The 20,393-nt window shown below is 63.1% G+C and carries 17 protein-coding genes and 2 tRNA genes; 6 read left to right on the top strand and 13 right to left on the bottom strand.

What is annotated here, in order from left to right; all coding sequences use genetic code 11:
* Nucleotides 1–104: 104 nt before the first annotated feature.
* The 3 genes from lpdA to aceE are packed head-to-tail and all read right to left on the bottom strand — an operon-like array spanning nt 105 to nt 6,395.
* The gene (lpdA, locus tag AC2YJX_RS00565; RefSeq protein WP_487254929.1) at nt 105–1,949 is read right to left on the bottom strand and encodes a dihydrolipoyl dehydrogenase; all 1,845 of its coding nucleotides are present in this window, start codon (nt 1,947–1,949) and stop codon (nt 105–107) included.
* 19 nt (nt 1,950–1,968) lie between these two features.
* Nucleotides 1,969–3,654: a dihydrolipoyllysine-residue acetyltransferase gene (gene aceF / locus AC2YJX_RS00560; protein WP_487254928.1), complete on the bottom strand. Its 1,686-nt coding sequence runs from the start codon at nt 3,652–3,654 to the stop codon at nt 1,969–1,971.
* Nucleotides 3,655–3,671: 17 nt separating this feature from the next.
* Nucleotides 3,672–6,395 carry a pyruvate dehydrogenase (acetyl-transferring), homodimeric type gene (gene aceE / locus AC2YJX_RS00555; RefSeq protein WP_487254927.1) on the bottom strand — a complete coding sequence of 908 codons (2,724 nt, stop codon included), beginning with the start codon at nt 6,393–6,395 and terminating at the stop codon, nt 3,672–3,674.
* A gap of 167 nt (nt 6,396–6,562) precedes the next feature.
* Here aceE and AC2YJX_RS00550 point away from each other — a divergent pair, with 167 nt between their 5' ends.
* The 5 genes from AC2YJX_RS00550 to AC2YJX_RS00530 all read left to right on the top strand — a co-directional run bounded on the left by AC2YJX_RS00550 (nt 6,563) and on the right by AC2YJX_RS00530 (nt 13,546).
* On the top strand, nt 6,563–9,124 hold the full coding sequence (locus AC2YJX_RS00550; protein WP_055395892.1) for a PAS domain S-box protein: 2,562 nt from the start codon (nt 6,563–6,565) through the stop codon (nt 9,122–9,124).
* The gene (locus AC2YJX_RS00545; RefSeq protein ID WP_007848524.1) at nt 9,121–9,747 is read left to right on the top strand and encodes a response regulator transcription factor; all 627 of its coding nucleotides are present in this window, start codon (nt 9,121–9,123) and stop codon (nt 9,745–9,747) included. Before AC2YJX_RS00550 ends, AC2YJX_RS00545 begins: the two co-directional genes overlap by 4 nt.
* Nucleotides 9,748–9,819: 72 nt before the next feature.
* A complete protein-coding gene (gene folD, locus AC2YJX_RS00540; protein ID WP_228895231.1) occupies nt 9,820–10,674 on the top strand; it encodes a bifunctional methylenetetrahydrofolate dehydrogenase/methenyltetrahydrofolate cyclohydrolase FolD in 855 nt (284 codons plus the stop codon).
* A gap of 72 nt (nt 10,675–10,746) precedes the next feature.
* A complete protein-coding gene (locus AC2YJX_RS00535) occupies nt 10,747–12,816 on the top strand; it encodes a M3 family metallopeptidase (protein ID WP_487254926.1) in 2,070 nt (689 codons plus the stop codon).
* Nucleotides 12,817–12,892: 76 nt separating this feature from the next.
* The gene (locus tag AC2YJX_RS00530) at nt 12,893–13,546 is read left to right on the top strand and encodes a glutaredoxin domain-containing protein (RefSeq protein WP_487254925.1); all 654 of its coding nucleotides are present in this window, start codon (nt 12,893–12,895) and stop codon (nt 13,544–13,546) included.
* Between the two features lie 95 nt (nt 13,547–13,641).
* On the opposite strand, the gene rpiA is transcribed toward AC2YJX_RS00530, so the two are convergent.
* Nucleotides 13,642–14,331: a ribose-5-phosphate isomerase RpiA gene (gene rpiA / locus AC2YJX_RS00525; RefSeq protein ID WP_121506478.1), complete on the bottom strand. Its 690-nt coding sequence runs from the start codon at nt 14,329–14,331 to the stop codon at nt 13,642–13,644.
* Nucleotides 14,332–14,368: 37 nt separating this feature from the next.
* Between rpiA and AC2YJX_RS00520 the strand changes: the two genes are divergently transcribed.
* Nucleotides 14,369–15,421 carry a quinone-dependent dihydroorotate dehydrogenase gene (locus AC2YJX_RS00520; RefSeq protein WP_487254924.1) on the top strand — a complete coding sequence of 351 codons (1,053 nt, stop codon included), beginning with the start codon at nt 14,369–14,371 and terminating at the stop codon, nt 15,419–15,421.
* A gap of 106 nt (nt 15,422–15,527) precedes the next feature.
* Here the strand turns inward: AC2YJX_RS00520 and AC2YJX_RS00515 are convergent, their stop codons facing one another.
* From AC2YJX_RS00515 to fdx, 9 genes are all read right to left on the bottom strand, one after another.
* Nucleotides 15,528–15,860, bottom strand: coding sequence for a hypothetical protein (locus AC2YJX_RS00515; RefSeq protein WP_436130208.1), 333 nt, complete (start codon nt 15,858–15,860; stop codon nt 15,528–15,530).
* Nucleotides 15,860–16,255, bottom strand: a complete 396-nt coding sequence (locus AC2YJX_RS00510; RefSeq protein ID WP_055395878.1) for a phage holin family protein — start codon at nt 16,253–16,255, stop codon at nt 15,860–15,862. The genes AC2YJX_RS00515 and AC2YJX_RS00510 overlap by 1 nt, the downstream gene beginning before the upstream one ends.
* A 42-nt stretch (nt 16,256–16,297) precedes the next feature.
* Nucleotides 16,298–16,600 carry a DUF883 family protein gene (locus AC2YJX_RS00505; RefSeq protein WP_008904788.1) on the bottom strand — a complete coding sequence of 101 codons (303 nt, stop codon included), beginning with the start codon at nt 16,598–16,600 and terminating at the stop codon, nt 16,298–16,300.
* Between the two features lie 146 nt (nt 16,601–16,746).
* Complete coding sequence (locus AC2YJX_RS00500; RefSeq protein WP_487254923.1) at nt 16,747–17,844, bottom strand: NAD(P)/FAD-dependent oxidoreductase; 1,098 nt, start codon at nt 17,842–17,844, stop codon at nt 16,747–16,749.
* 29 nt (nt 17,845–17,873) lie between these two features.
* The gene (locus AC2YJX_RS00495) at nt 17,874–18,911 is read right to left on the bottom strand and encodes a histone deacetylase family protein (RefSeq protein WP_487254922.1); all 1,038 of its coding nucleotides are present in this window, start codon (nt 18,909–18,911) and stop codon (nt 17,874–17,876) included.
* 188 nt (nt 18,912–19,099) lie between these two features.
* Nucleotides 19,100–19,174 (bottom strand) — tRNA-Val (locus AC2YJX_RS00490).
* Nucleotides 19,175–19,222: 48 nt separating this feature from the next.
* Nucleotides 19,223–19,297, bottom strand: a tRNA-Val gene (locus AC2YJX_RS00485).
* Nucleotides 19,298–19,334: 37 nt separating this feature from the next.
* A complete protein-coding gene (gene dnaQ / locus AC2YJX_RS00480; RefSeq protein ID WP_228895222.1) occupies nt 19,335–20,048 on the bottom strand; it encodes a DNA polymerase III subunit epsilon in 714 nt (237 codons plus the stop codon).
* Nucleotides 20,048–20,386, bottom strand: a complete 339-nt coding sequence (fdx, locus tag AC2YJX_RS00475; protein ID WP_228895220.1) for an ISC system 2Fe-2S type ferredoxin — start codon at nt 20,384–20,386, stop codon at nt 20,048–20,050. The genes dnaQ and fdx overlap by 1 nt, the downstream gene beginning before the upstream one ends.
* Between the last annotated feature and the right edge of the window lie 7 nt (nt 20,387–20,393).

The following is a 20,393-nucleotide window of genomic DNA, read 5'->3' as shown; positions in this document are numbered from 1 at the left end:
TCAGAAACATTTTGCAACGATTGCAGGGGCGCGCAATGCGCAAAAGCCCGAACCGTTACCGGTTCGGGCTTTGTCTACTAGCTAGAAGCTGAGAAGCTGGCTACTTATTTCTTCTGCGGCGGAACATCCGTGCAGCTGCCGTGCGCAATCTCCGCCGCCATGCCGATGCTTTCTCCCAGCGTGGGGTGCGGGTGGATGGTCTTGCCGATGTCCACGGCGTCGGCGCCCATCTCGATGGCCAGGGCAATCTCGCCGATCATGTCGCCGGCATGCGTGCCCACCATGCCGCCGCCCAGGATCTTGCCGTGGCCATGGGCCTCTGGCGAGTCGTCGAACAGCAGCTTGGTCACGCCCTCGTCGCGGCCGTTGGCGATGGCGCGGCCGGAGGCCGTCCAGGGGAACAGGCCCTTCTTGACCTTGATGCCTTGCGCCTTAGCCTGGTCTTCGGTAAGGCCCACCCATGCCACTTCGGGGTCGGTGTAGGCCACCGACGGAATCACGCGGGCGTTGAAGGCGGCGGAGGCCAGTTCCTTGTTGCCCTGCAGTTCACCAGCAATCACTTCTGCCGCCACATGCGCCTCATGCACCGCCTTGTGCGCCAGCATGGGCTGCCCCACGATGTCGCCGATGGCGAAGATGTGCGGCACGTTGGTGCGCATCTGGATGTCGACGTTGATGAAGCCACGGTCCGTCACGGCAACGCCTGCCTTTTCGGCGGCAATCTTCTTGCCGTTGGGTGTGCGGCCCACAGCCTGCAGCACCAGGTCATACACCTGCGGCTCGGGGGCGGTGCCGCCCTCTTCTGCCGGGGCGAACGTGACCTTGATGCCTTCCGGTGTCGCTTCGGCGCCCACCGTTTTCGTCTTCAACATGATGTTGTCGAAGCGCTTGGCATTCATCTTCTGCCAGATCTTGACGAGGTCGCGGTCGGCGCCCTGCATCATGCCGTCCATCATCTCGACCACATCCAGGCGCGCGCCCAGAGTGCTGTACACCGTGCCCATTTCGAGGCCGATGATGCCACCGCCCAGAATGAGCATGCGCTTGGGCACTTCCTTGAGCGCCAGGGCGCCGGTGGAGTCGACCACGCGTGGATCGTCGGGCATGAAGGGCAGGCGCACGGCCTGACTTCCGGCGGCGATGATGGCCTTCTTGAAGGCGATGACCTTCTTGGTGCCCGTCTTCTCTTGCGCAGTGCCGGTGGTTTCTTCCACTTCTAGGTGGTTGGCACCCACAAAGGCACCGTAGCCGCGCACGGTGGTCACCTTGCGCATCTTGGCCATGGCGGCCAAGCCACCGGTGAGCTTGCCGATGACCTTTTCCTTGTGGCCGCGCAGCTTGTCGATGTTGACGGCAGGGGCGCCAAAGTCCACGCCCAGGTCGGCCATGTGGCTCACTTCGTCCATGACGGCTGCCACGTGCAGTAGGGCCTTGGACGGGATGCAACCCACGTTCAGGCACACGCCGCCCAGGGTGGCGTAGCGCTCGACGATGATGACCTTGAGGCCCAGATCGGCCGCGCGGAAGGCAGCCGAGTAGCCGCCGGGGCCGCCGCCGAGCACGAGCACGTCGCAGTCCATATCGGCAGTGCCTGCAAAGCTGGATGCTACTAAATTGATAGCTGCTTGCGCTTGTGGGGCGGGCGATGGGGCCTGTTTTTGCTCAGAAACTGCGGGTGCCGGGGCTGTAGCAGGCGCTGGAGCTGCAGCGCCCTGCACTTCCAGCGTCAACACCACCGAGCCTTCGGCGATCTTGTCGCCCAGCTTCACTTTCAGCTCCTTCACAACCCCAGCATGGCTGGACGGGATCTCCATGGAGGCCTTGTCGGACTCCACGGTGATCAGGCTTTGCTCGGCCTTGATGGTGTCGCCGGGTTTGACCAGCACTTCGATGATGGCCACTTCGGCGAAGTCGCCGATGTCGGGCACCTTGATGTCGATGATTGCCATGGTGTGTCTTGCCCTTTCGTTACATCACGATGCGGCGGAAGTCCGCCAGCAGCGAGGCAAAGTACACGTTGAAGCGTGCGGCGGCCGCGCCATCGATCACGCGGTGGTCCCAGCTGAGCGACAGCGGCAGCATCAGGCGCGGTGCGAACTGCTTGCCGTCCCATTTCGGTTCGATGCTGCTCTTGCACACGCCCATGATGGCGACTTCGGGCGCGTTGATGATGGGCGTGAAGTAGCGCCCGCCAATGCCGCCCAGCGAGCTGATGGAGAAGCAGCCACCGGTCATGTCGGCCGGGCCGAGCTTGCCGTCGCGCGCCTTCTTTGCCAGGTCGCCCATCTCTTGCGAGATCTGGACGATGCCCTTCTTGTCGGCGTCGCGGATGACGGGCACAACGAGGCCGTTGGGCGTGTCGGCCGCAAAGCCGATGTGGAAGTACTGCTTGAGCACCAGCTGGTCGCCGTCGAGCGAGCTGTTGAACTCGGGGAACTTCTTGAGCGCGGCCACGGCGGCCTTGATCATGAAGGCGAGCATGGTGACCTTGACGCCACTCTTCTCGTTCTCTTTGTTGAACTGCACGCGGAAGGCTTCGAGGTCGGTGATGTCCGCGTCGTCGTGGTTGGTGACGTGCGGGATGACGACCCAGTTGCGGTGCAGATTGGCGCCACTGATCTTCTTGATGCGCGAGAGGTCCTTGCGCTCGACGGGGCCGAACTTGGTGAAGTCGACCTTGGGCCAGGGCAGCAGATCCAGGCCCACACCGGAACCGCCAGAGCCACCGGATGCGGCAGGCGCCTTGGCAGCCTGCGCCTTGGTTTGGGTGGCACCCGCCATCACCTGCTTGGTGAAGGACTGCACGTCGTCTTGCGTGATACGGCCCTTGGGGCCACTGCCCTTGACTTCATCGATGGGCACACCCAGCTCGCGGGCGAACTTGCGCACCGAGGGCGATGCGTGCGGCAGGCCCGCTGTGGGCGTGCCAGGCTGGTGGGCGGGCACGGAGGCCGTAGCGGCGACCGGTGCAACGGCTGCTGCAACCGGTGCGGGGGCTGCAACAGGCGCAGCAGCGGGAGCCGCCGCCGGCGCTGCGGGCGCTGCAGCGGCAGCTGGCGCACTGCCCGCCACCCCTTCCAGCAAGGCCACCAAGTCGCCGATGTTGACGGTGTCCCCAATCTTGACCTTGAGCTCCTTGACCACGCCAGCGGCGGGCGACGGAATCTCCATGGAGGCCTTGTCGGATTCGACGGTGAACAGCGATTGTTCGAGCTTGATGGTGTCGCCCACCTTGACCAGCAACTCAATGACGGCCACGTCCTTGAAGTCGCCAATGTCGGGCACGCGCACTTCCACCGGGCCTGCAGTTGCAGGGGCTGCAGCGGGTGCAACCGGTGCTGGCGCAGCGGCCGCAACGGGGGCGGGTGCAACAGCGGCAGGGGCTGGCGCAGCAGCCGGGGCTGAGGCAACCGCGTCTGCCGACTCGACCACGGCAATCACAGAGCCCTGCTTGACCTTGTCGCCCAGGGCGATTTTGAGTTCCTTGACCACGCCTGCGTGGCTGGACGGAATCTCCATCGATGCCTTGTCAGACTCGACAGTGATGAGCGACTGCTCGGCCTTGACCGTGTCGCCCACCTTGACCAGCAGTTCGATCACGCCCACTTCGTCGAAATCCCCGATGTCCGGGACTTGAATGTCTACCAATGCCATTGTTGTCTCCGTTCGGTTTACGCGTACAGCGGGTTGACCTTGTCGGCCTGGATGTTGTACTTGGCGATCGCCTCAGCCACCTTGGTGGCGGGCAGGATGCCGTCTTCGCTCAGCGCCTTGAGCGCAGCGACCACGATGTAGTGGCGGTTGATCTCGAAATGCTCGCGCAGCTTGCTGCGGAAGTCGCTGCGGCCAAAGCCGTCGGTGCCCAGCACCTTGTAGGTGCGGCCCTTGGGGATGAACGGACGAATCTGCTCGGCGTAGGCCTTCATGTAGTCAGTGGACGCGACCACGGGACCTTGCGATGCGGACAGTTGCTGCGTGACGAAAGGCACCTTCGCTTCTTCGGTCGGGTGCAGCAGGCTCCAGCGCTCGGCGTTCTGGCCGTCGCGGGTCAGTTCGTTGAAGCTTGGGCAGCTCCACACCGAGGCGGCCACGCCCCAGTCCTTTTCAAGCAGTTCTTGCGCAAAGAACGATTCGCGCAAGATGGTGCCGCTGCCCAGCAGTTGCACGGTGGGCGCATCCTTGGGCAGTGCGGGCGCCTGTTTGCACAGGTACATGCCCTTGATGATCTGCTCTTCGGTGCCGGGTTGCAGGCCGGGCATGGGGTAGTTTTCGTTCAGCAGCGTCAGGTAGTAGAAGACGTTTTCCTGGCGCTCGACCATTCGCTTCATGCCGTCGTGCATGATCACCGCGACTTCGTGCGCAAAGGTCGGGTCGTAGCTCACGCAGTTGGGGATGGTGTTGGCCAGGATGTGGCTGTGGCCATCTTCGTGCTGCAGGCCTTCGCCGTTGAGCGTGGTGCGGCCTGAGGTGCCGCCCAGCAGGAAGCCACGGGCTTGCATGTCACCCGCCGCCCAGGCCAGGTCGCCAATGCGCTGGAAGCCGAACATCGAGTAGTACACGTAGAACGGGATCATGATCCGGTTGTTCGTGCTGTAGCTGGTGGCCGCCGCGATCCAGCTGCTCATGCCGCCGGCTTCGTTGATGCCCTCTTGCAGGATCTGGCCCGCCTTGTCTTCCTTGTAGTACATGACCTGGTCTTTATCGACCGGGGTGTACTGCTGGCCTGCGGGGTTGTAGATGCCGATCTGGCGGAACAGGCCTTCCATGCCGAAGGTACGGGCTTCATCCACCAGGATGGGCACCACGCGCGGGCCCAGGGCCTGGTCGCGCAGCAGCTGCGTGAGAAAGCGCACGTAAGCTTGCGTGGTGGAGATTTCGCGGCCCTCGGGCGTAGCCTCCAGGATGGCCTTGAAGGTGTCCAGCGCAGGCACGGTGAAGCTCTCGTCGGCCTTCACGCGACGGTGTGGCAGGTAGCCGCCCAAGGCCTTGCGGCGCTCGTGCAGGTACTTCATTTCCGGGGTGTCGTCGGCGGGCTTGTAGAAGGGCAGTTCGGCAAGTTGGCTGTCGGGGATCGGGATGTTGAAGCGATCGCGGAAGGCCTTGATGTCTTCGTCGCTGAGCTTCTTGGTTTGGTGAACCGTGTTCTTGGCTTCGCCAATCTTGCCCATGCCAAAGCCCTTGACGGTCTTGACCAGCAGGACGGAAGGCTGGCCGCCATGGTTTTGAGCGGCATGGAATGCGGCATAGACCTTTTGCGAATCGTGGCCGCCGCGCTGCAGGTTCCAGATCTCGTCGTCGGTCATGTGCTCGACCATCTTCAGGGTGCGAGGGTCGCGGCCGAAGAAGTTCTTGCGCACGTAGGCGCCGTCGTTGGCCTTCATGGCCTGGTAGTCGCCGTCGTTGGTTTCCATCATGAGCTTGCGCAGCGCACCATCATGGTCTTTGGCGAGCAACTCGTCCCAGCCCTTGCCCCAGATGAGTTTGATGACGTTCCAGCCCGCGCCACGGAACTCGCCTTCGAGCTCTTGAATGATCTTGCCGTTGCCACGCACGGGGCCGTCCAGGCGCTGCAGGTTGCAGTTGATGACAAACACAAGGTTGTCGAGCTTCTCACGCGCCGCCAGGCCAATGGCGCCCAGGGATTCGACCTCGTCCATTTCACCGTCGCCGCAGAACACCCAGACCTTGCGGTTTTCGGTATTGGCGATGCCACGGGCGTGCAGGTACTTGAGGAAACGCGCCTGGTAGATGGCCATCAGCGGGCCCAGGCCCATCGACACCGTGGGGAACTGCCAGAACTCGGGCATGAGCTTGGGATGCGGGTAGCTCGACAGGCCCTTGCCGTCCACTTCCTGGCGGAAGTTGAGCAACTGCTCTTCGCTCAGGCGGCCTTCCAGGTAGGCGCGGGCATAAATACCGGGCGATACGTGGCCCTGGATGTAAAGCAGGTCACCGCCGTGGTTCTCGCTCTCGGCATGCCAGAAATGGTTGAAGCCCGCGCCAAACATGCTGGCCAGCGAGGCAAAGGAGCCGATGTGACCGCCCAGATCGCCACCTTCGGGCGGGTGATGGCGGTTGGCCTTGACCACCATGGCCATGGCGTTCCAGCGCATGTAGGCGCGCAGGCGCTGTTCGATTTCAAGGTTGCCGGGGCTGCGTGCCTCCTGGCTGGGCTCTATGGTGTTCACGTAGCCGGTATTGGCCGAGAACGGCAGGTCCACGCTGTTCTGGCGGGCGTGTTCCAGCAATTGCTCCAACAGGTAGTGGGCGCGCTCGGCCCCCTCTTTGTCGATGACGGCGGACAGCGCATCCATCCACTCACGGGTTTCCTGTTGGTCGGTATCGGTGGCGGGCGCGTTGCCGTTTCCGGCCTGAGGGTCGGGCTGAGCTGACATGCTTTGTCTCCTGTAGGTGTGGCAGCAATTTAGTACGTTGGCTCTAGTTTCGCATATTTTTCTAAAATTTCAAATGGTGCCTATGCATTTCATATTGCAAGAAAATGCTGCAAACGCACATTGCACGTACCCCGGATTCCGGGCTGCTGCTCCCCTACACTTGAAGGATGGATTCCCTGCCCCCTCACCCCTCCCCCACAGCCATGGTCGTGGCAGCGCCTGCCCGCTGGTGGCGCAAGTGGTGGCGCGGGTTGTCGCCTACCCGGCAGGACCGGTTTGCGGCGCTGGCACCCTTGGCTGCCGTGCTGATGTTTCTGGCCGCCATCGTGGCGGCGTTCTGGTATTTGCGCGCCGAAGAGGCCGAGCGCGAACAAGAAGCCCTACGGCGTGACGTGGAATACGCGCAACAGCGTGTGCGCCTGCGGCTGCTGGAGCGGCAAGAACAGCTCATGCGCATTGCGCGTGACCTGTCCAACCAAGAGCTGGAACGCACAGAGTTTGTGAGCCGTGCCGAAAGCCTGATCAGCCAATACCCCGAACTGCAGGCGATCACCTGGATCGACGAGCGCCGCCGCATCCGCGCCAGCCATGCTGCACCGACGCTGGCCAGCAGCGAGCTGCGCATTGCCGGCGAAGTGCTCAAACCCGGCGACACGGCCGACACCTTTGGCCTGGCCCGCGACCTGCAACAGCCGGTGTACGCCCAGCCGGCCGCAACCTCGGGCGATTCAACCCCGCTGCTCCAGCTGCAGGTGCCTTTGAACAACCAGGGCAAATTCAGCGGGGTGGTGCTGGGCGAATACTCCATCGACAGCCTGCTGCGCTACGGCACGCCGACCGAGGTGCTGGCGCGCTACGCCGTCACGCTGCTCGATGGCAAGAACCAGGTGCTGGCCGGAACCCCTTTGGGACCGCGCAACACGGCCACACAGCTCCTGCCTTGGTCACCCCGAGCCAACGAGTACGAGGTGCCCGTCTCCCCGGTGGGCAACGGGCTGGTGCTCAAGGCGCAGGCCTACCGCACCTCGCTGGGCGTTGTGGGCAGTGGGCTGTTCTGGCTGGTGGGCACGCTGAGCGCGATGACGGCCTGGATGCTGATCGCCACCTGGCGCCACACCCGCCGCCGCATGCAGGCCCAGCAGGCCCTGGTGGCCGAGACGAACTTCCGCCGCGCGATGGAGAACTCGATCCTGACGGGCATGCGCGCGCTGGACATGGAAGGCCGCATCACCTATGTGAACGCCGCCTTCTGCCAGATGACTGGCTGGAGCGAGGCCGAATTGGTGGGCCTGAAAGCACCCTTCCCCTATTGGCCCGACTCCGACCACGAAGCCCTGCACGCCAAGCTGCGCGACGAACTGTCGGGCAAAACGATCGTGGGCGGCTTCCAGGTGCGGGTACGGCGCAAAAGCGGCACGCTCTTCGATGCGCGACTGTATGTGTCGCCCCTGATCGATGCACACGGCCAGCAGACGGGCTGGATGACCTCGATGACGGACATCACCGAGCCCAACCGCATCCGCGAACAGCTTTCCGCATCGCACGAGCGCTTCACCATCGTCCTGGAATCGCTGGACGCCTCGGTGTCGGTGGCCCCGCTGGGCAGCGAAGAACTGCTGTTCGCCAACAAGCTCTACCGCCAATGGTTCGGCTCGCAGACGGGCGGCCACCTGCAGCTGGTGGCGCAGGCGGGCGTGGTGCCCGTGGCGGGCACGGAGCACACGGGCATGGACGACGAAGACGGACTCATGGGCCTGCCCACCGACCCACTCACCAGCGCCCGCACCGAGAACGCCGAAATCTACCTGCCCGACCTGGGAAAGTGGCTCGAAGTACGCTCGCGCTACCTCAACTGGGTGGACGGCCGACTGGCCCAGATGGTGATTGCCACCGACATCACCCCCCGCCGCCAGGCCGAGGAGCAGGCGGCACGCCAGGCCGAGCGCGCCCAATCCGTCAGCCGCCTCATCACCATGGGCGAGATGGCCTCCAGCGTGGCGCACGAATTGAACCAGCCGCTCACGGCCATCAACAATTACTGCAGTGGCATGGTCTCGCGCATCCAGAGTGGCCAGCTGACCGAAGAAGCGCTGCTCACGGCACTGCAAAAGACCGCCCACCAGGCCCAGCGCGCGGGCCAGATCATCCAGCGCATCCGGGCCTTTGTGAAGAAGAGCGAGCCCAACCGCACCCTGGCCGACGTGCATTCGATGGTCAACGAAGCCGTGGAGCTGGCCGACATCGAGCTGCGCCGACACAACGTGCGCCTGACGCACTATGTGGCCGCCCGCCTGCCGCCCGTGATGGTGGACACCATCCTGATCGAGCAGGTGCTGGTCAACCTGATGAAGAACGGCGCCGAAGCCATCCAGCACGCCAACCGTCCACCGTCGGGTCGTAGCGTGGAACTGCGCGTGGTGCCCAAACACGTCGAAGACCGCGAAGTGGTGGAATTTTCGGTGCAGGACACCGGCAAGGGCCTGGCCCCCGAAGTGCTGGAGCGCCTCTTCGAAGCCTTCTTCTCCACCAAGGAAGAAGGCATGGGCATGGGCCTCAATCTGTGCCGCAGCATCGTCGAGTCGCACCAGGGCAGGATGCTTGCGGAGAACCTCTACAATGGATCCGAGGTCACGGGCTGCAAGTTCTCCTTCTGGCTGCCGCTTGCCAAGCCTGCTGATGCCACTACAAATTCTGTAGCAAACATTCAAAAACCAAGGACAATTGCATGAGCTTGATTCCGAAAAAAGGCACTGTCTACGTTGTGGACGACGACGAGGCAGTTCGCGATTCCCTGCAGTGGCTGCTGGAAGGCAAGGACTACCGGGTGCGTTGCTTTGATTCGGCCGAGACCTTTCTCTCACGCTACGACCCCCGCGAAGTCGCCTGCCTGATTGTGGACATCCGCATGGGCGGCATGACGGGCCTGGAGCTTCAGGATCGACTGATCGAGCGCAAGTCCCCCCTGCCCATCGTGTTCATTACAGGCCACGGCGACGTGCCCATGGCTGTGAACACCATGAAAAAAGGCGCGCTGGATTTTATCCAGAAGCCTTTTGACGAAGAAGAACTGGTCGGACTCGTCGAGCGCATGCTCGACCACGCCCGCGAGGCCTTCGCCGGCTACCAGCAGGCCGCCAGCCGCGATGCCCTGCTCTCCAAGCTGACCAGCCGCGAAGCCCAGGTGCTCGAACGCATCGTGGCCGGTCGCCTGAACAAGCAGATTGCCGACGACCTGGGCATCAGCATCAAGACGGTGGAGGCGCACCGCGCCAACATCATGGAGAAGCTCAACGCCAACACCGTGGCCGACCTGCTCAAGATCGCCCTCGGCCAGAACGCCCCCAAGGGTTGATACTCACATTTTGATAGCTGATCGCGCTTGCTGATAAAGCGCTAGAGACCAATTTGACTCATATTCTCTGACATGACAGCCCAACTCATCGACGGCAACGCCCTTTCCCGCCAACTGCGCGCCGACGTGGCGCAACGCGCCGCCTCCCTGAAAACCCGTGGCGTCACCCCCGGGCTGGCCGTTGTCTTGGTGGGCGACAACCCTGCCAGCCAGGTGTATGTGCGTAACAAGGTCAAGGCTTGCGAAGACAGCGGCTTGTACTCCGTCCTCGAAAAGTACGAGGCCGACATGACCGAAGCCGCGTTACTGGCCCGTGTGGAGGCCCTCAACAACGATCCGGCCATTCACGGCATCCTGGTGCAGTTGCCCCTGCCCAAACACATTGATGCGCAGAAGGTGATCGAAGCCATCTCGCCCGCCAAGGATGTGGACGGCTTTCACATCGCCAGCGCCGGGGCTCTGATGACCGGCATGCCCGGCTTCTGGCCATGCACACCCTATGGCTGCATGAAGATGCTGGAAAGCATCGGCTACGAGCTCAAGGGCAAACACGCCGTGGTCATCGGCCGCAGCAACATCGTGGGCAAGCCCATGGCGCTGATGCTGCTCGGCCAGAACGCCACCGTCACTATTTGCCACAGTGCCACCCAGGACCTCAAGGCTCAAACCCTGCAGGCCGATGTGATCGTGGCCGCAGTCGGCAAACGCAATGTGCTGACCGCCGACATGGTCAAGCCTGGCGCCGTGGTGATTGACGTGGGCATGAATCGCAATGACGAAGGCAAACTCTGCGGCGACGTGGACTTTGACGGCGTCAAGGAAGTGGCCGGCTGGATCACCCCCGTGCCTGGCGGGGTTGGCCCCATGACCATTACCATGCTGCTGGTGAACACCATCGAAGCCGCTGAGCGCACTGCAGGGCACTGACCTGGGTCAGTGCTGTCGATGTCGGCGGCTTTGCAACTTGAACCTGCGCCATATGGCGCCATCTGATTTCGCATGAGCAACGCCCTTCTCGACTTCTCGGACCTCCCCCATTTCGACCGCATCACACCGCAGGACGTGGCGCCTGCCGTGGATGTTCTGCTCGAGCGTGCCAATGCCGCGCTGGAGACTGTCACCGCACCCGACTTTCCAGCCCGCTGGGATGCGATTGCGAAAGTGCTGGATGTGGCCACCGAACGGCTGGGCACCGCCTGGGGCAGCATCAGCCACCTCAACAGCGTGGCCGACACCCCTGAACTGCGCGCAGCCTACAACGCCGCCTTGCCCAAGGTCACCGAGTTCTGGACGCGCCTGGGTGCCGATGAACGCCTGTACGCCAAGTACAAGGCCATCGACCCCGCCACCCTGACTGCAGAGCAGCGGCAGGCACACCTGAACGCGGTGCGCAACTTTGTGTTGAGTGGCGCGGAGCTGACCGGTGCCGCCAAGGAGCGTTTTGCGCAGATCCAGGAACGCCAGGCCGAGCTGAGCCAGAAGTTCAGCGAGAACGCCCTCGATGCCACCGACGCCTACGCCTACTACGCCACGGCCGAAGAGCTCGATGGCATTCCAGACGATGTGCAACAGGCCGCGCTGGCCGCAGCACAGGCAGACGGCAAGGAAGGCTACAAGCTCACCCTGAAGATGCCCTGCTACCTACCGGTCATGCAGTTTGCCGCGCGCAGCGACCTGCGCGAGAAGCTCTACCGCGCCTATGTGACCCGTGCCTCCGACCAGGCTGAAGGCGATGCACGCAAGTTCGACAACACAGGGCTGATCAGCGAAATCCTGGCACTGCGCCGCGAAGAGGCCCAACTGCTGGGCTACGCCAATTTTGGGGAAGTGTCCGTGGTGCCCAAGATGGCCCAATCTCCGGCGCAGGTGATCACCTTCCTGCGTGATCTGGCCCGACGCGCACGCCCTTACGCCGAGAAGGACATCGCCGACCTGCGCGCGTTTGCCGCCGAACACCTGGGCCTGGCCAATCCGCAGGCCTGGGACTGGCCCTACATTTCCGAAAAGCTCAAGGAAGCGCGCTACGCCTTCAGCGAGCAGGAGGTCAAGAAGTACTTCACGGCGCCCAAGGTGCTGGCAGGCCTGTTCAAGATCATCGAAACCCTGTTCGAAGTGTCCATCCGGCGCGACACGGCCGCCGTCTGGCACCCAGCCGTTGAGTTCTACCGCATTGAGCGCACGCACCCGGAGGGCGCCCATAAGGGCACCCAGCTGGTGGGCCAGTTCTACCTCGACCAACCTGCACGCACCGGCAAACGCGGCGGCGCATGGATGGACGATGTGCGCACACGCTGGCTGCGCCCCGACACGGGCGTGCTGCAAACCCCGGTGGCGCACCTTGTGTGCAACTTCGCCAGCGGCGTGGACGGCAAGCCACCGCTGCTCACTCACGACGACGTGATCACCCTCTTCCACGAGTTCGGCCACGGCTTGCACCACATGCTCACCCAGGTGAACGAGCGCGACGTCTCGGGCATTGGCGGCGTGGAGTGGGACGCGGTGGAGCTGCCCAGCCAGTTCATGGAGAACTTCTGCTGGGAATGGGATGTGCTCAAGCACATGACGGCCCATGTGGACACGGGCGAGCCCCTGCCCCGCGCGCTGTTCGACAAGATGATTGCCGCCAAGAACTACCAGAGCGGCATGCAGACGCTGCGACAGATTGAGTTCTCGCTGTTCGACATGCTGCTGCACACCGAACACGACCCGGCCCAGGACATCATGCCTCTGCTGGACCAGGTGCGCCGCGAAGTGGCCGTGCTGCAGCCCCCGGCATTCAGCCGCACGGCACACACCTTCAGCCATATCTTTGCGGGCGGGTATGCCGCTGGCTACTACAGCTACAAATGGGCCGAGGTACTGAGTGCAGACGCCTACGCAGCCTTCGAGGAAACCGCGGGAAGCGACGGTCTGCCGAGTATAGAAACGGGTCGCCGCTACCGCCAGGCCATTCTGGAAGCCGGTGGCAGCCGCCCTGCGATGGAATCGTTCAAGGCCTTCCGGGGCCGCGAGCCCAGCCTGGAAGCCCTGCTGCGCCACCAGGGCATGGCGGAAGAATCGACTGCCTGAGCGAACCGAACCCACGGCCTGAAATGCACACGTTGCACCCAGGCCTGACGACAAAGAAGGAGCAAGGAGAATGAACATGCACAAGCCACTGACCGCCCCCCTGTTGGCGACTTTGCTGATGACACTGGCCTGCGCCGGCGTGCAAGCACAAGGCGTCTACCGCATCGTCGGCCCGGATGGCAAAGTGACGTTTTCAGACCGACCTCCCGCCGACGCCAATGCCAACGCGCAGCCCGCCCGCACGGCCAACGAGGCGCCCGCTGTTGCCAACGGCGCGCTGCCCTACGAGCTGCGCCAGGTTGCCAACCGCTTTCCGGTCACTCTCTACACCGGCAACGACTGCCCGCCCTGCACCTCTGCGCGCAACCTGCTCACGTCACGGGGTGTCCCTTTCACCGAGCGCACCGTGTCCAGCAACGAAGACATCGCGGCGTTTCAAAGGTTGAGTGGCGGTACCGGCCTGCCCTTCGGCACCATCGGCGGCCAGCAGCTCGCAGGCTTTTCCGAAGGGGAATGGGTACAGTATCTGGACGCTGCGGGCTACCCGAAACAATCCGCACTGCCCCGAAACTACCGCCAGCCAGCGCCCACGCCGCTGGTGGCCGTCAAGGCGGCAGAACCCGCAGCAGCGGCCTCGGCCCCAGCGCCCGCAGCACCATCCAGGGCACGCCCGCCCGCACCTGTCAATGATGGGCCATCGCCCAGCAATCCCGCAGGTATCCGGTTCTGATCTCGGAGCGCGGGAACGCGCGGCCAACTGCCAAAACAAAGGGGCCTATTCAGGCCCCTTTTTCTTTGCCGGAAAAACTGCTCAGGAGTTCATGCTCAGTAGGTGAGCGTTTTCACACCCTGTGCGGTGCCCAACAGGCAGACAGACGCCTTCTGGTGGGCAAAAACCCCCACCGTCACCACCCCCGGCCACTGGTTGATGTCGGATTCAAACGCCAACGGGTCCGCGATCGAGAGCCCACGGACATCCAGGATGTGTTGACCGTTGTCGGTCACCAGGGGTTGCCCATCCCGCATCCGCAGCTGCGCCTGCCCCCCCATCGCCGCAAAACGCCGTGCAATGTGGTTGGCAGCCATGGGGATCACCTCGACCGGCAAGGGAAACTGCCCCAGCGCCTGGACCAGCTTGGATTCATCGGCAATACACACAAAACGCGTGGCCAGTGCCGCGACGATCTTCTCGCGCGTCAGCGCAGCGCCACCGCCCTTGACCATATGGCCTTTGCCATCGATCTCGTCGGCACCGTCGATGTAGACCGCAAGCGAAGCCACTTCGTTGGCATCAAACACTGGAATACCGAGCGCCTTGAGCCGCTCTGTGCTGGCCACCGAGCTGGAGACAGCACCCTTGATCTGGTCCTTGATGGTGGCCAGTGCGTCAATGAACTTGTTGACGGTGGAGCCGGTGCCTACGCCCACAATCTCGCCAGGCACCACATATTGCAGTGCGGCTTGGCCTACCAGGGTCTTGAGTTCGTCTTGGGTCAGGGAAGGAGTGGTCGTCATGGGAGAAAATCAGGGGTAATCCTTGAATTATCCCTCCATGTCCCTGATCCCCTACGCCCTCACCCGCCCCTTTCTCTTTGGCATGGATGCCGAGACCGCCCACGAACTCACCATGGACATGCTGGCACGCGGGCAGCGCACTCCGCTGCAGTGGGCCTGGTGCAACGAAACCGTGGACGACCCCGTGGAACTGGCAGGCCTGACCTTTCCCAACCGCGTGGGTATGGCGGCAGGCCTGGACAAGAACGCCCGCTGCATTGACGCGCTCGGTGCCATGGGCTTCGGCTTTGTCGAAGTGGGCACGGTGACGCCCAAGGCGCAGCCCGGCAACCCCAAGCCGCGCATGTTCCGCCTGCCCGAAGCCCGGGCGCTGATCAACCGCCTGGGCTTCAACAACGGGGGCCTGGACGCCTTCCTGCACAACGTGCAGCAGGCGCAATTTCGCACCCAAAGCCGCAAACATCCCCTTCTGCTGGGCCTCAACATCGGAAAGAACGCCACCACCCCCATCGAGAATGCCACCAGCGACTACCTGACCTGCCTGGAGGGCGTCTACGCCCACGCTGACTACGTCACAGTCAACATCAGCTCACCCAACACCCAGAACCTGCGCGCTCTGCAAAGCGACGCTGCCCTGGACGCCCTGCTGGGTGCCATCGCCGAAAGGCGTGAGGCCCTGGCCACACAGCATGGCCGCCGCGTGCCGGTGTTTGTGAAGATTGCCCCCGACCTCGACGAAGCCCAGGTGTCCGTGATCGCCGCCACACTGCAACGCCATGGGATGGACGGCGTGATCGCGACCAATACCACCATCAGCCGCACTGCCGTGCAAGGCCTGCGCCATGCAGGAGAGACCGGCGGCCTGAGCGGAGCGCCGGTTTTGGAGGCCAGCAACCAGGTCATCCGCCAGTTGCGGGCCGCACTGGGCAGCCGCTTTCCCATCATTGGTGTGGGCGGCATCATGAGCGCAGAGGATGCCGTCAGCAAAGTCCGCGCGGGCGCCGACGTGGTGCAGATCTATACCGGACTGATCTACGAAGGCCCCGCTTTGGTGGTGAAGGCCGCAAAGGCCATCAAAGCCATGGGTTGAGTCCAGGTCGCCCCGCTGAACCGGAAACACAAAGAGCCGCTGTGATCAGCGGCTCTTTGTGTTTGCGAGAGGCAGGCCGCCTTGCGCAGGTGCGTGCAGCACCGGCCTAGCGCCGCAGCCGCATCAACATGGGCAGCAGCACACCCGCCCAACGAATCAGGCGGCGCGGCCCTGCCACCAAGGCAACCCCTGCCATGGCCGCAACCGCCAGGGGATGCTCCCGCGCAAACCCTGCGGCGCGAAGCGCCAGGGATTCGTCCATGCCGCCTGCCCCAGGGTCACGCTGCGCCAAGGCCAGCGACTGGGCCCGTGCAGCCCTGCGAGCGCGAAGACGTTCGCGTTGCAGGGCAATGCGGTCCAGCACCCGCTGCTGGGCAGCCGTCGGCGGGGGAAACACAGGCTGTGACATGGGGGATGGAGATGAAGGGGTCGTCGCCATTACAAACGCTCCTTGATGTCACGCCAGTCCTGTGCGAGTTCGCGGCGCGTGAGGGCGAAGCCATTGCCCGCCTTCTGAACCACGGAAACCAGCGACATCAGCGTCGCGGCCCATCCCACAGTCCACACGGCCGCGACCAACCAGGCCACCAGCGTGCGATGGGGGGTATCCCAGAAATGAACCAGCACCGCCAACGAAAGCATGATCAAGGCCACCACCGTGAGCCCCGCCACCACGATGGTCAACACCAGCATCTGCTGCAGGCGTTGTTTCTGATCCTGCCATTCCAGACGGGCGAGGTCCATCCGGTCTTCGGCCGCAATGGCGCCTTCGATCACATTGGCGCGCCACCGGGCCACCAGCGACTCCAGCCCCAGAAGAGAAAGCCAGTTCATGCGCAGCCCCCGTGTTGTGCAACCGAGCCCTGACGGCCCGGATCAGCGGCGTGCAAGCAGGAAGCCCACCAGCGCGCCCACCGCCAGTGCGGCCCCGGCCACGCGCCATGGTTCATCATGCGCATAGCGGTCGGCCGCAAGTGCCGCTTCTTTGGCCTGGCGGGCGGCATCTTGCGCCGCACGCACGGCAGACTCGCGCACGTTGTGCATGCCATCGTCAAGACGCTGGCGCAGCAGCTTGATTTCCGGAACCGCGTCGAGATCTTTGTTGGCCAGTAGCCCCCGCAGATCAGAAACCAGCTTTTCCAGTTCGCCCTGGGTCGTGGTGGTGTCGGAAGCAGTCATACAAGCCTTTCTTTAAGCAACAAAAAAATCAGTCAGCCCTGTCGGCAGAGCCGTGCAAAACACCAGTTCATCTTAGTCATCCGCTCTGTTCCCCTTCGTAGGACGGGGTCTCAAGAGGTTACCGATTGCAAATGGCTTGCCCCAGATCAAATGAGTGCGGCCACATGTTCTGCAATCGCTAGAGAACTTGTCAACCCCGGGGACTCAATGCCAAACAGGTTCACGAGACCGGGGATGCCATGGACTGATGGTCCCTGGATCACAAAGTCCGCTGCCGGCTCATCCGGTCCGTGGATCTTGGGCCGCATGCCCGCATAGCCGGGTGCCAGCTCCCCGTCGCGCAGTGCGGGCCAGTACTTGCGGACCTCGGCGTAAAACGCATCTCCGCGTGCGGGGTCTACCAACAGGTCATCTGGCGAATCCACCCACTGCACGTCGGGGCCGAACTTGGCCTGCCCACCCAGGTCCAGTGTCAGATGCACACCCAGGCCTGCGGCCTCGGGCACGGGGTAGATCAAGCGGCTGAAGGGGGCTTTGCCGGACAGCGTGAAATAGCTGCCTTTGGCACAGCGAGCATGGGGCACCTGATCCACCCCCAGCCCTGCGAATCGGCGGGCCAGCGCGGGGGCGTGCAGCCCTGCTGCATTGACCACCGTGCGCGCTCGCAAGCGCGTACCGTCGAATGCTTCCAAATTTATAGCATCTTGCGCACATTCCGCAAGCGCCATGGGCGAATTCAGTGCAACAAGTCCCCCCGCATGCTCCAGATCGCCCTGCAGCGCGAGCATCAGGGCATGGCTGTCCACAATGCCGGTACTGGGCGAAAACAAAGCGGCAACACATTCCAGCGCAGGTTCCATGGCCTGGGCTTCATGGCGACCTAGCCAGCGCAGATCCAGCACGCCGTTGGCTTGCGCCCGCGCCTGGATGGACTCAAGACTTGACAACTGGCCCGTCGAGGTTGCCACCAGGAGTTTGCCGCAGCGGCGGTGAGGCACATTGCGCTCAATGCAGTAGGCATACAGCATGTCTCGGCCTCGCACGCACAGCTTGGCCTTCAACGAATCGGTAGGGTAGTAGATCCCGGCATGGATCACCTCGCTGTTGCGCGAGCTGATACCCGTTCCGATGGCATCGGCAGACTCCAGCACCATTACTTCACGGCCCTGCAGGGCCAGCGCCCGCGCGACGGCAAGGCCCACGACACCCGCACCAACCACCACACAATCAACAGCATCCGCCATCACTCAGCTCTCCAATAGGCACCGCATCCTCAAACCTGCTCGAACCCGTCGAGCACATTGACGGCGTTGGTGCCCAGTTCTGCAGCCGCATAGCCACCTTCCAGCACAAAGACGGTGGGCAGGCCCGCCCGTGCAAGGCGCTCACCCACCCGGGTGAAATCGGCGGACGCCAGCGCAAACTTGGAGATGGGATCGCCCTCAAAGGTATCGAGCCCGAGGGAGACCACCAGGGCGTCGGCCCCCTGGCTGGCAATACGCGCACAGGCGCTTTCCAGCGCATCGAACCAGGTCGTCGCACTGGTGCCTGCAGGCAGCGGCAGGTTCAGATTGAATCCCGCGCCCTCGCCCACCCCGGTTTCGTCCGCATGGCCCAGATAAAACGGGTACTCGGTGCGGGGATCGCCATGGATGCTGATGAACAGCACATCGGCCCGGTCGTAGAAGATGCTTTGCGTGCCGTTGCCGTGGTGGTAGTCCACATCAAGCAACGCCACACGCTGTGCACCCTGGTTGCGCAGCACCTGTGCGGCCACGGCAGCATTGTTCAGAAAACAATAGCCGCCCATGAAGTCGGGGCCGGCATGGTGGCCGGGCGGCCTTGTGCAGCAAAACGCCGCGCGGGCCCCTCGCGCCACAAGGGTCGCAGCGCTGGCGGCAGCATCGGCTCCCGCCTTGGCTGCAGCCCAGGTACCCGACGCCATGGGCGTGCCGTTGTCCATGGAGTACAGGCCCAGGCGTGCCACAAAATTCTCAGGCTCCAGATCACTGCGCAAGGTACGCACGGGCCAGACCGACGGGAATGGCTGCACTCCAGCGTTGGCAGGGTCGAGGGCCAGCCAATGCTGCCAAGCGGTCTGCAAAAAGGCCAAATAGCGTGGCGCGTGCACCTGAGACAACACCGGGGCACTATCCACATCCGGGGCCATCAGGCCATGGCCCCGCGCCCGCAGCGCCTCTTCGACATAGTCCACGCGTGCAGGCTTCTCAAAACACGGCACGCGTTCGCCGCGAAAAAATTCATGGACGGGGGCGTGACCCTGGTGAAACGGATTGTGGAAGGTGATCATGGGTCAGGGCGTATCGATAGCGGCAAAGAGGCCAGAGGACAGCGAGTGCGGTTCCAGGAAATGCAACTCCCGTGGAATCATGGTCCGACACTTTAGTCTCTCTGCGGCGTGCAGCAGGCGAAACAGCCGCCTATGCAAACGCCCATGAAAAAACCCCTGCAGACCAAAATCTGCAGGGGTTTTCAAATTGGTGGGTGATACATGGATCGAACATGTGACCCCTGCCGTGTGAAGGCAGTGCTCTACCGCTGAGCTAATCACCCGACGTAGGCACCCTGAAACAGAGTGCATTCGCAAGAAGTCAAAAAGCGTGGTGGGTGATACATGGATCGAACATGTGACCCCTGCCGTGTGAAGGCAGTGCTCTACCGCTGAGCTAATCACCCGTGTCTCTGTGACAGCCCTCTATTATGGCACAGCTTTTCAGGCCGCCTGAACAGTTCTCCAAATTGTTTTGCCACCACTGGCCTTGTCGATCTGCACCAGTAGCTCCGCGTGGGCCACCTGTTCCTGCTCACTGGCACGCAGGACGGGCAGGCTCAATCCGCGCAGGTCGATGGCTGCGATCTTCAGGCCATCGCCACTGTCCTGCGCATCATCGGAAATCAGCAGGGCATCCTGGCCGCGCGTGAGATTGATGTATACATCGGCCAGCAGCTCGGCATCCAGCAAGGCGCCATGCAGCGTGCGGCCCGAGTTGTCCACACCCAGGCGGTCGCACAGGGCATCGAGCGAATTGCGCTTGCCCGGGTACATCTCCTTGGCCATGGCCAGCGTGTCGGTCACGCTCTCCACATAGGTGCGAAACGCGGGACGCCCCACCAGTTCCAGCTCCTTGTTCAGAAAGCCCACATCGAACGCGGCGTTGTGGATGATGATCTCGGCACCTTGCAGGTACTGCAGGATGTCATCCACCACCTCGGCGAACTTGGGCTTGTCCTTCAGGAACTCGTTGCTGATGCCGTGCACCTTCAGCGCGTCTTCGTGGCTGTCGCGGCCGGGATTGAAGTACAGGTGCAGGTTGTTACCGGTGAGCTTGCGATTGAGCAGCTCTACACAGCCCAGTTCAATGATGCGATCGCCCCCCTCGGCCGACAGGCCGGTGGTTTCGGTGTCCAGAACAATTTGCCGGGACATCAGTGGTTTTCCTTCGCGTGGTTGATCGTGTATTTCGGAATTTCGACGGTCAGATCGGTTTGCGCAAGGATGGCCTGGCACGACAGGCGCGATTGTGGCTCCAGGCCCCAGGCGCGGTCCAACAGGTCTTCTTCCTCTTCCTCGGCCTGGTTGAGCGAGCTCAGCCCCTGGCGCACGATGACGTGGCAGGTGGTGCAAGCGCAGCTCATGTCACAGGCGTGCTCGATGTTGATGTGGTTGTCCAGCAGGGCTTCGCAGATCGAGGTGCCAGCAGGCGCCGTGATTTCAGTACCTGCGGGGCAGTATTCGGGATGGGGGAGGATTTTGATGACGGGCATGGGGTGT

Source organism: Acidovorax sp. SRI_002, assembly GCF_057586455.1.
The sequence above is the reverse complement of the archived record's forward strand: the minus strand, read 5'-3'. Positions and strand labels throughout refer to the sequence as shown.

Excerpts from the sequence above, each read along its gene's own strand:
- folD (WP_228895231.1), top strand. The coding sequence starts at position 9,820 with ATGACAGCCCAACTCATCGACGGCAACGCCCTTTCCCGCCAACTGCGC.
- dnaQ (WP_228895222.1), bottom strand. The coding sequence starts at position 20,048 with ATGTCCCGGCAAATTGTTCTGGACACCGAAACCACCGGCCTGTCGGCC.
- aceF (WP_487254928.1), bottom strand. The coding sequence starts at position 3,654 with ATGGCATTGGTAGACATTCAAGTCCCGGACATCGGGGATTTCGACGAA.
- rpiA (WP_121506478.1), bottom strand. The coding sequence starts at position 14,331 with ATGACGACCACTCCTTCCCTGACCCAAGACGAACTCAAGACCCTGGTA.
- AC2YJX_RS00520 (WP_487254924.1), top strand. The coding sequence starts at position 14,369 with ATGTCCCTGATCCCCTACGCCCTCACCCGCCCCTTTCTCTTTGGCATG.
- AC2YJX_RS00530 (WP_487254925.1), top strand. The coding sequence starts at position 12,893 with ATGCACAAGCCACTGACCGCCCCCCTGTTGGCGACTTTGCTGATGACA.
- lpdA (WP_487254929.1), bottom strand. The coding sequence starts at position 1,949 with ATGGCAATCATCGACATCAAGGTGCCCGACATCGGCGACTTCGCCGAA.
- AC2YJX_RS00545 (WP_007848524.1), top strand. The coding sequence starts at position 9,121 with ATGAGCTTGATTCCGAAAAAAGGCACTGTCTACGTTGTGGACGACGAC.
- AC2YJX_RS00535 (WP_487254926.1), top strand. The coding sequence starts at position 10,747 with ATGAGCAACGCCCTTCTCGACTTCTCGGACCTCCCCCATTTCGACCGC.
- fdx (WP_228895220.1), bottom strand. The coding sequence starts at position 20,386 with ATGCCCGTCATCAAAATCCTCCCCCATCCCGAATACTGCCCCGCAGGT.
- AC2YJX_RS00500 (WP_487254923.1), bottom strand. The coding sequence starts at position 17,844 with ATGGCGGATGCTGTTGATTGTGTGGTGGTTGGTGCGGGTGTCGTGGGC.
- AC2YJX_RS00510 (WP_055395878.1), bottom strand. The coding sequence starts at position 16,255 with ATGAACTGGCTTTCTCTTCTGGGGCTGGAGTCGCTGGTGGCCCGGTGG.
- AC2YJX_RS00515 (WP_436130208.1), bottom strand. The coding sequence starts at position 15,860 with ATGGCGACGACCCCTTCATCTCCATCCCCCATGTCACAGCCTGTGTTT.
- AC2YJX_RS00495 (WP_487254922.1), bottom strand. The coding sequence starts at position 18,911 with ATGATCACCTTCCACAATCCGTTTCACCAGGGTCACGCCCCCGTCCAT.
- AC2YJX_RS00505 (WP_008904788.1), bottom strand. The coding sequence starts at position 16,600 with ATGACTGCTTCCGACACCACCACGACCCAGGGCGAACTGGAAAAGCTG.
- AC2YJX_RS00550 (WP_055395892.1), top strand. The coding sequence starts at position 6,563 with ATGGATTCCCTGCCCCCTCACCCCTCCCCCACAGCCATGGTCGTGGCA.
- aceE (WP_487254927.1), bottom strand. The coding sequence starts at position 6,395 with ATGTCAGCTCAGCCCGACCCTCAGGCCGGAAACGGCAACGCGCCCGCC.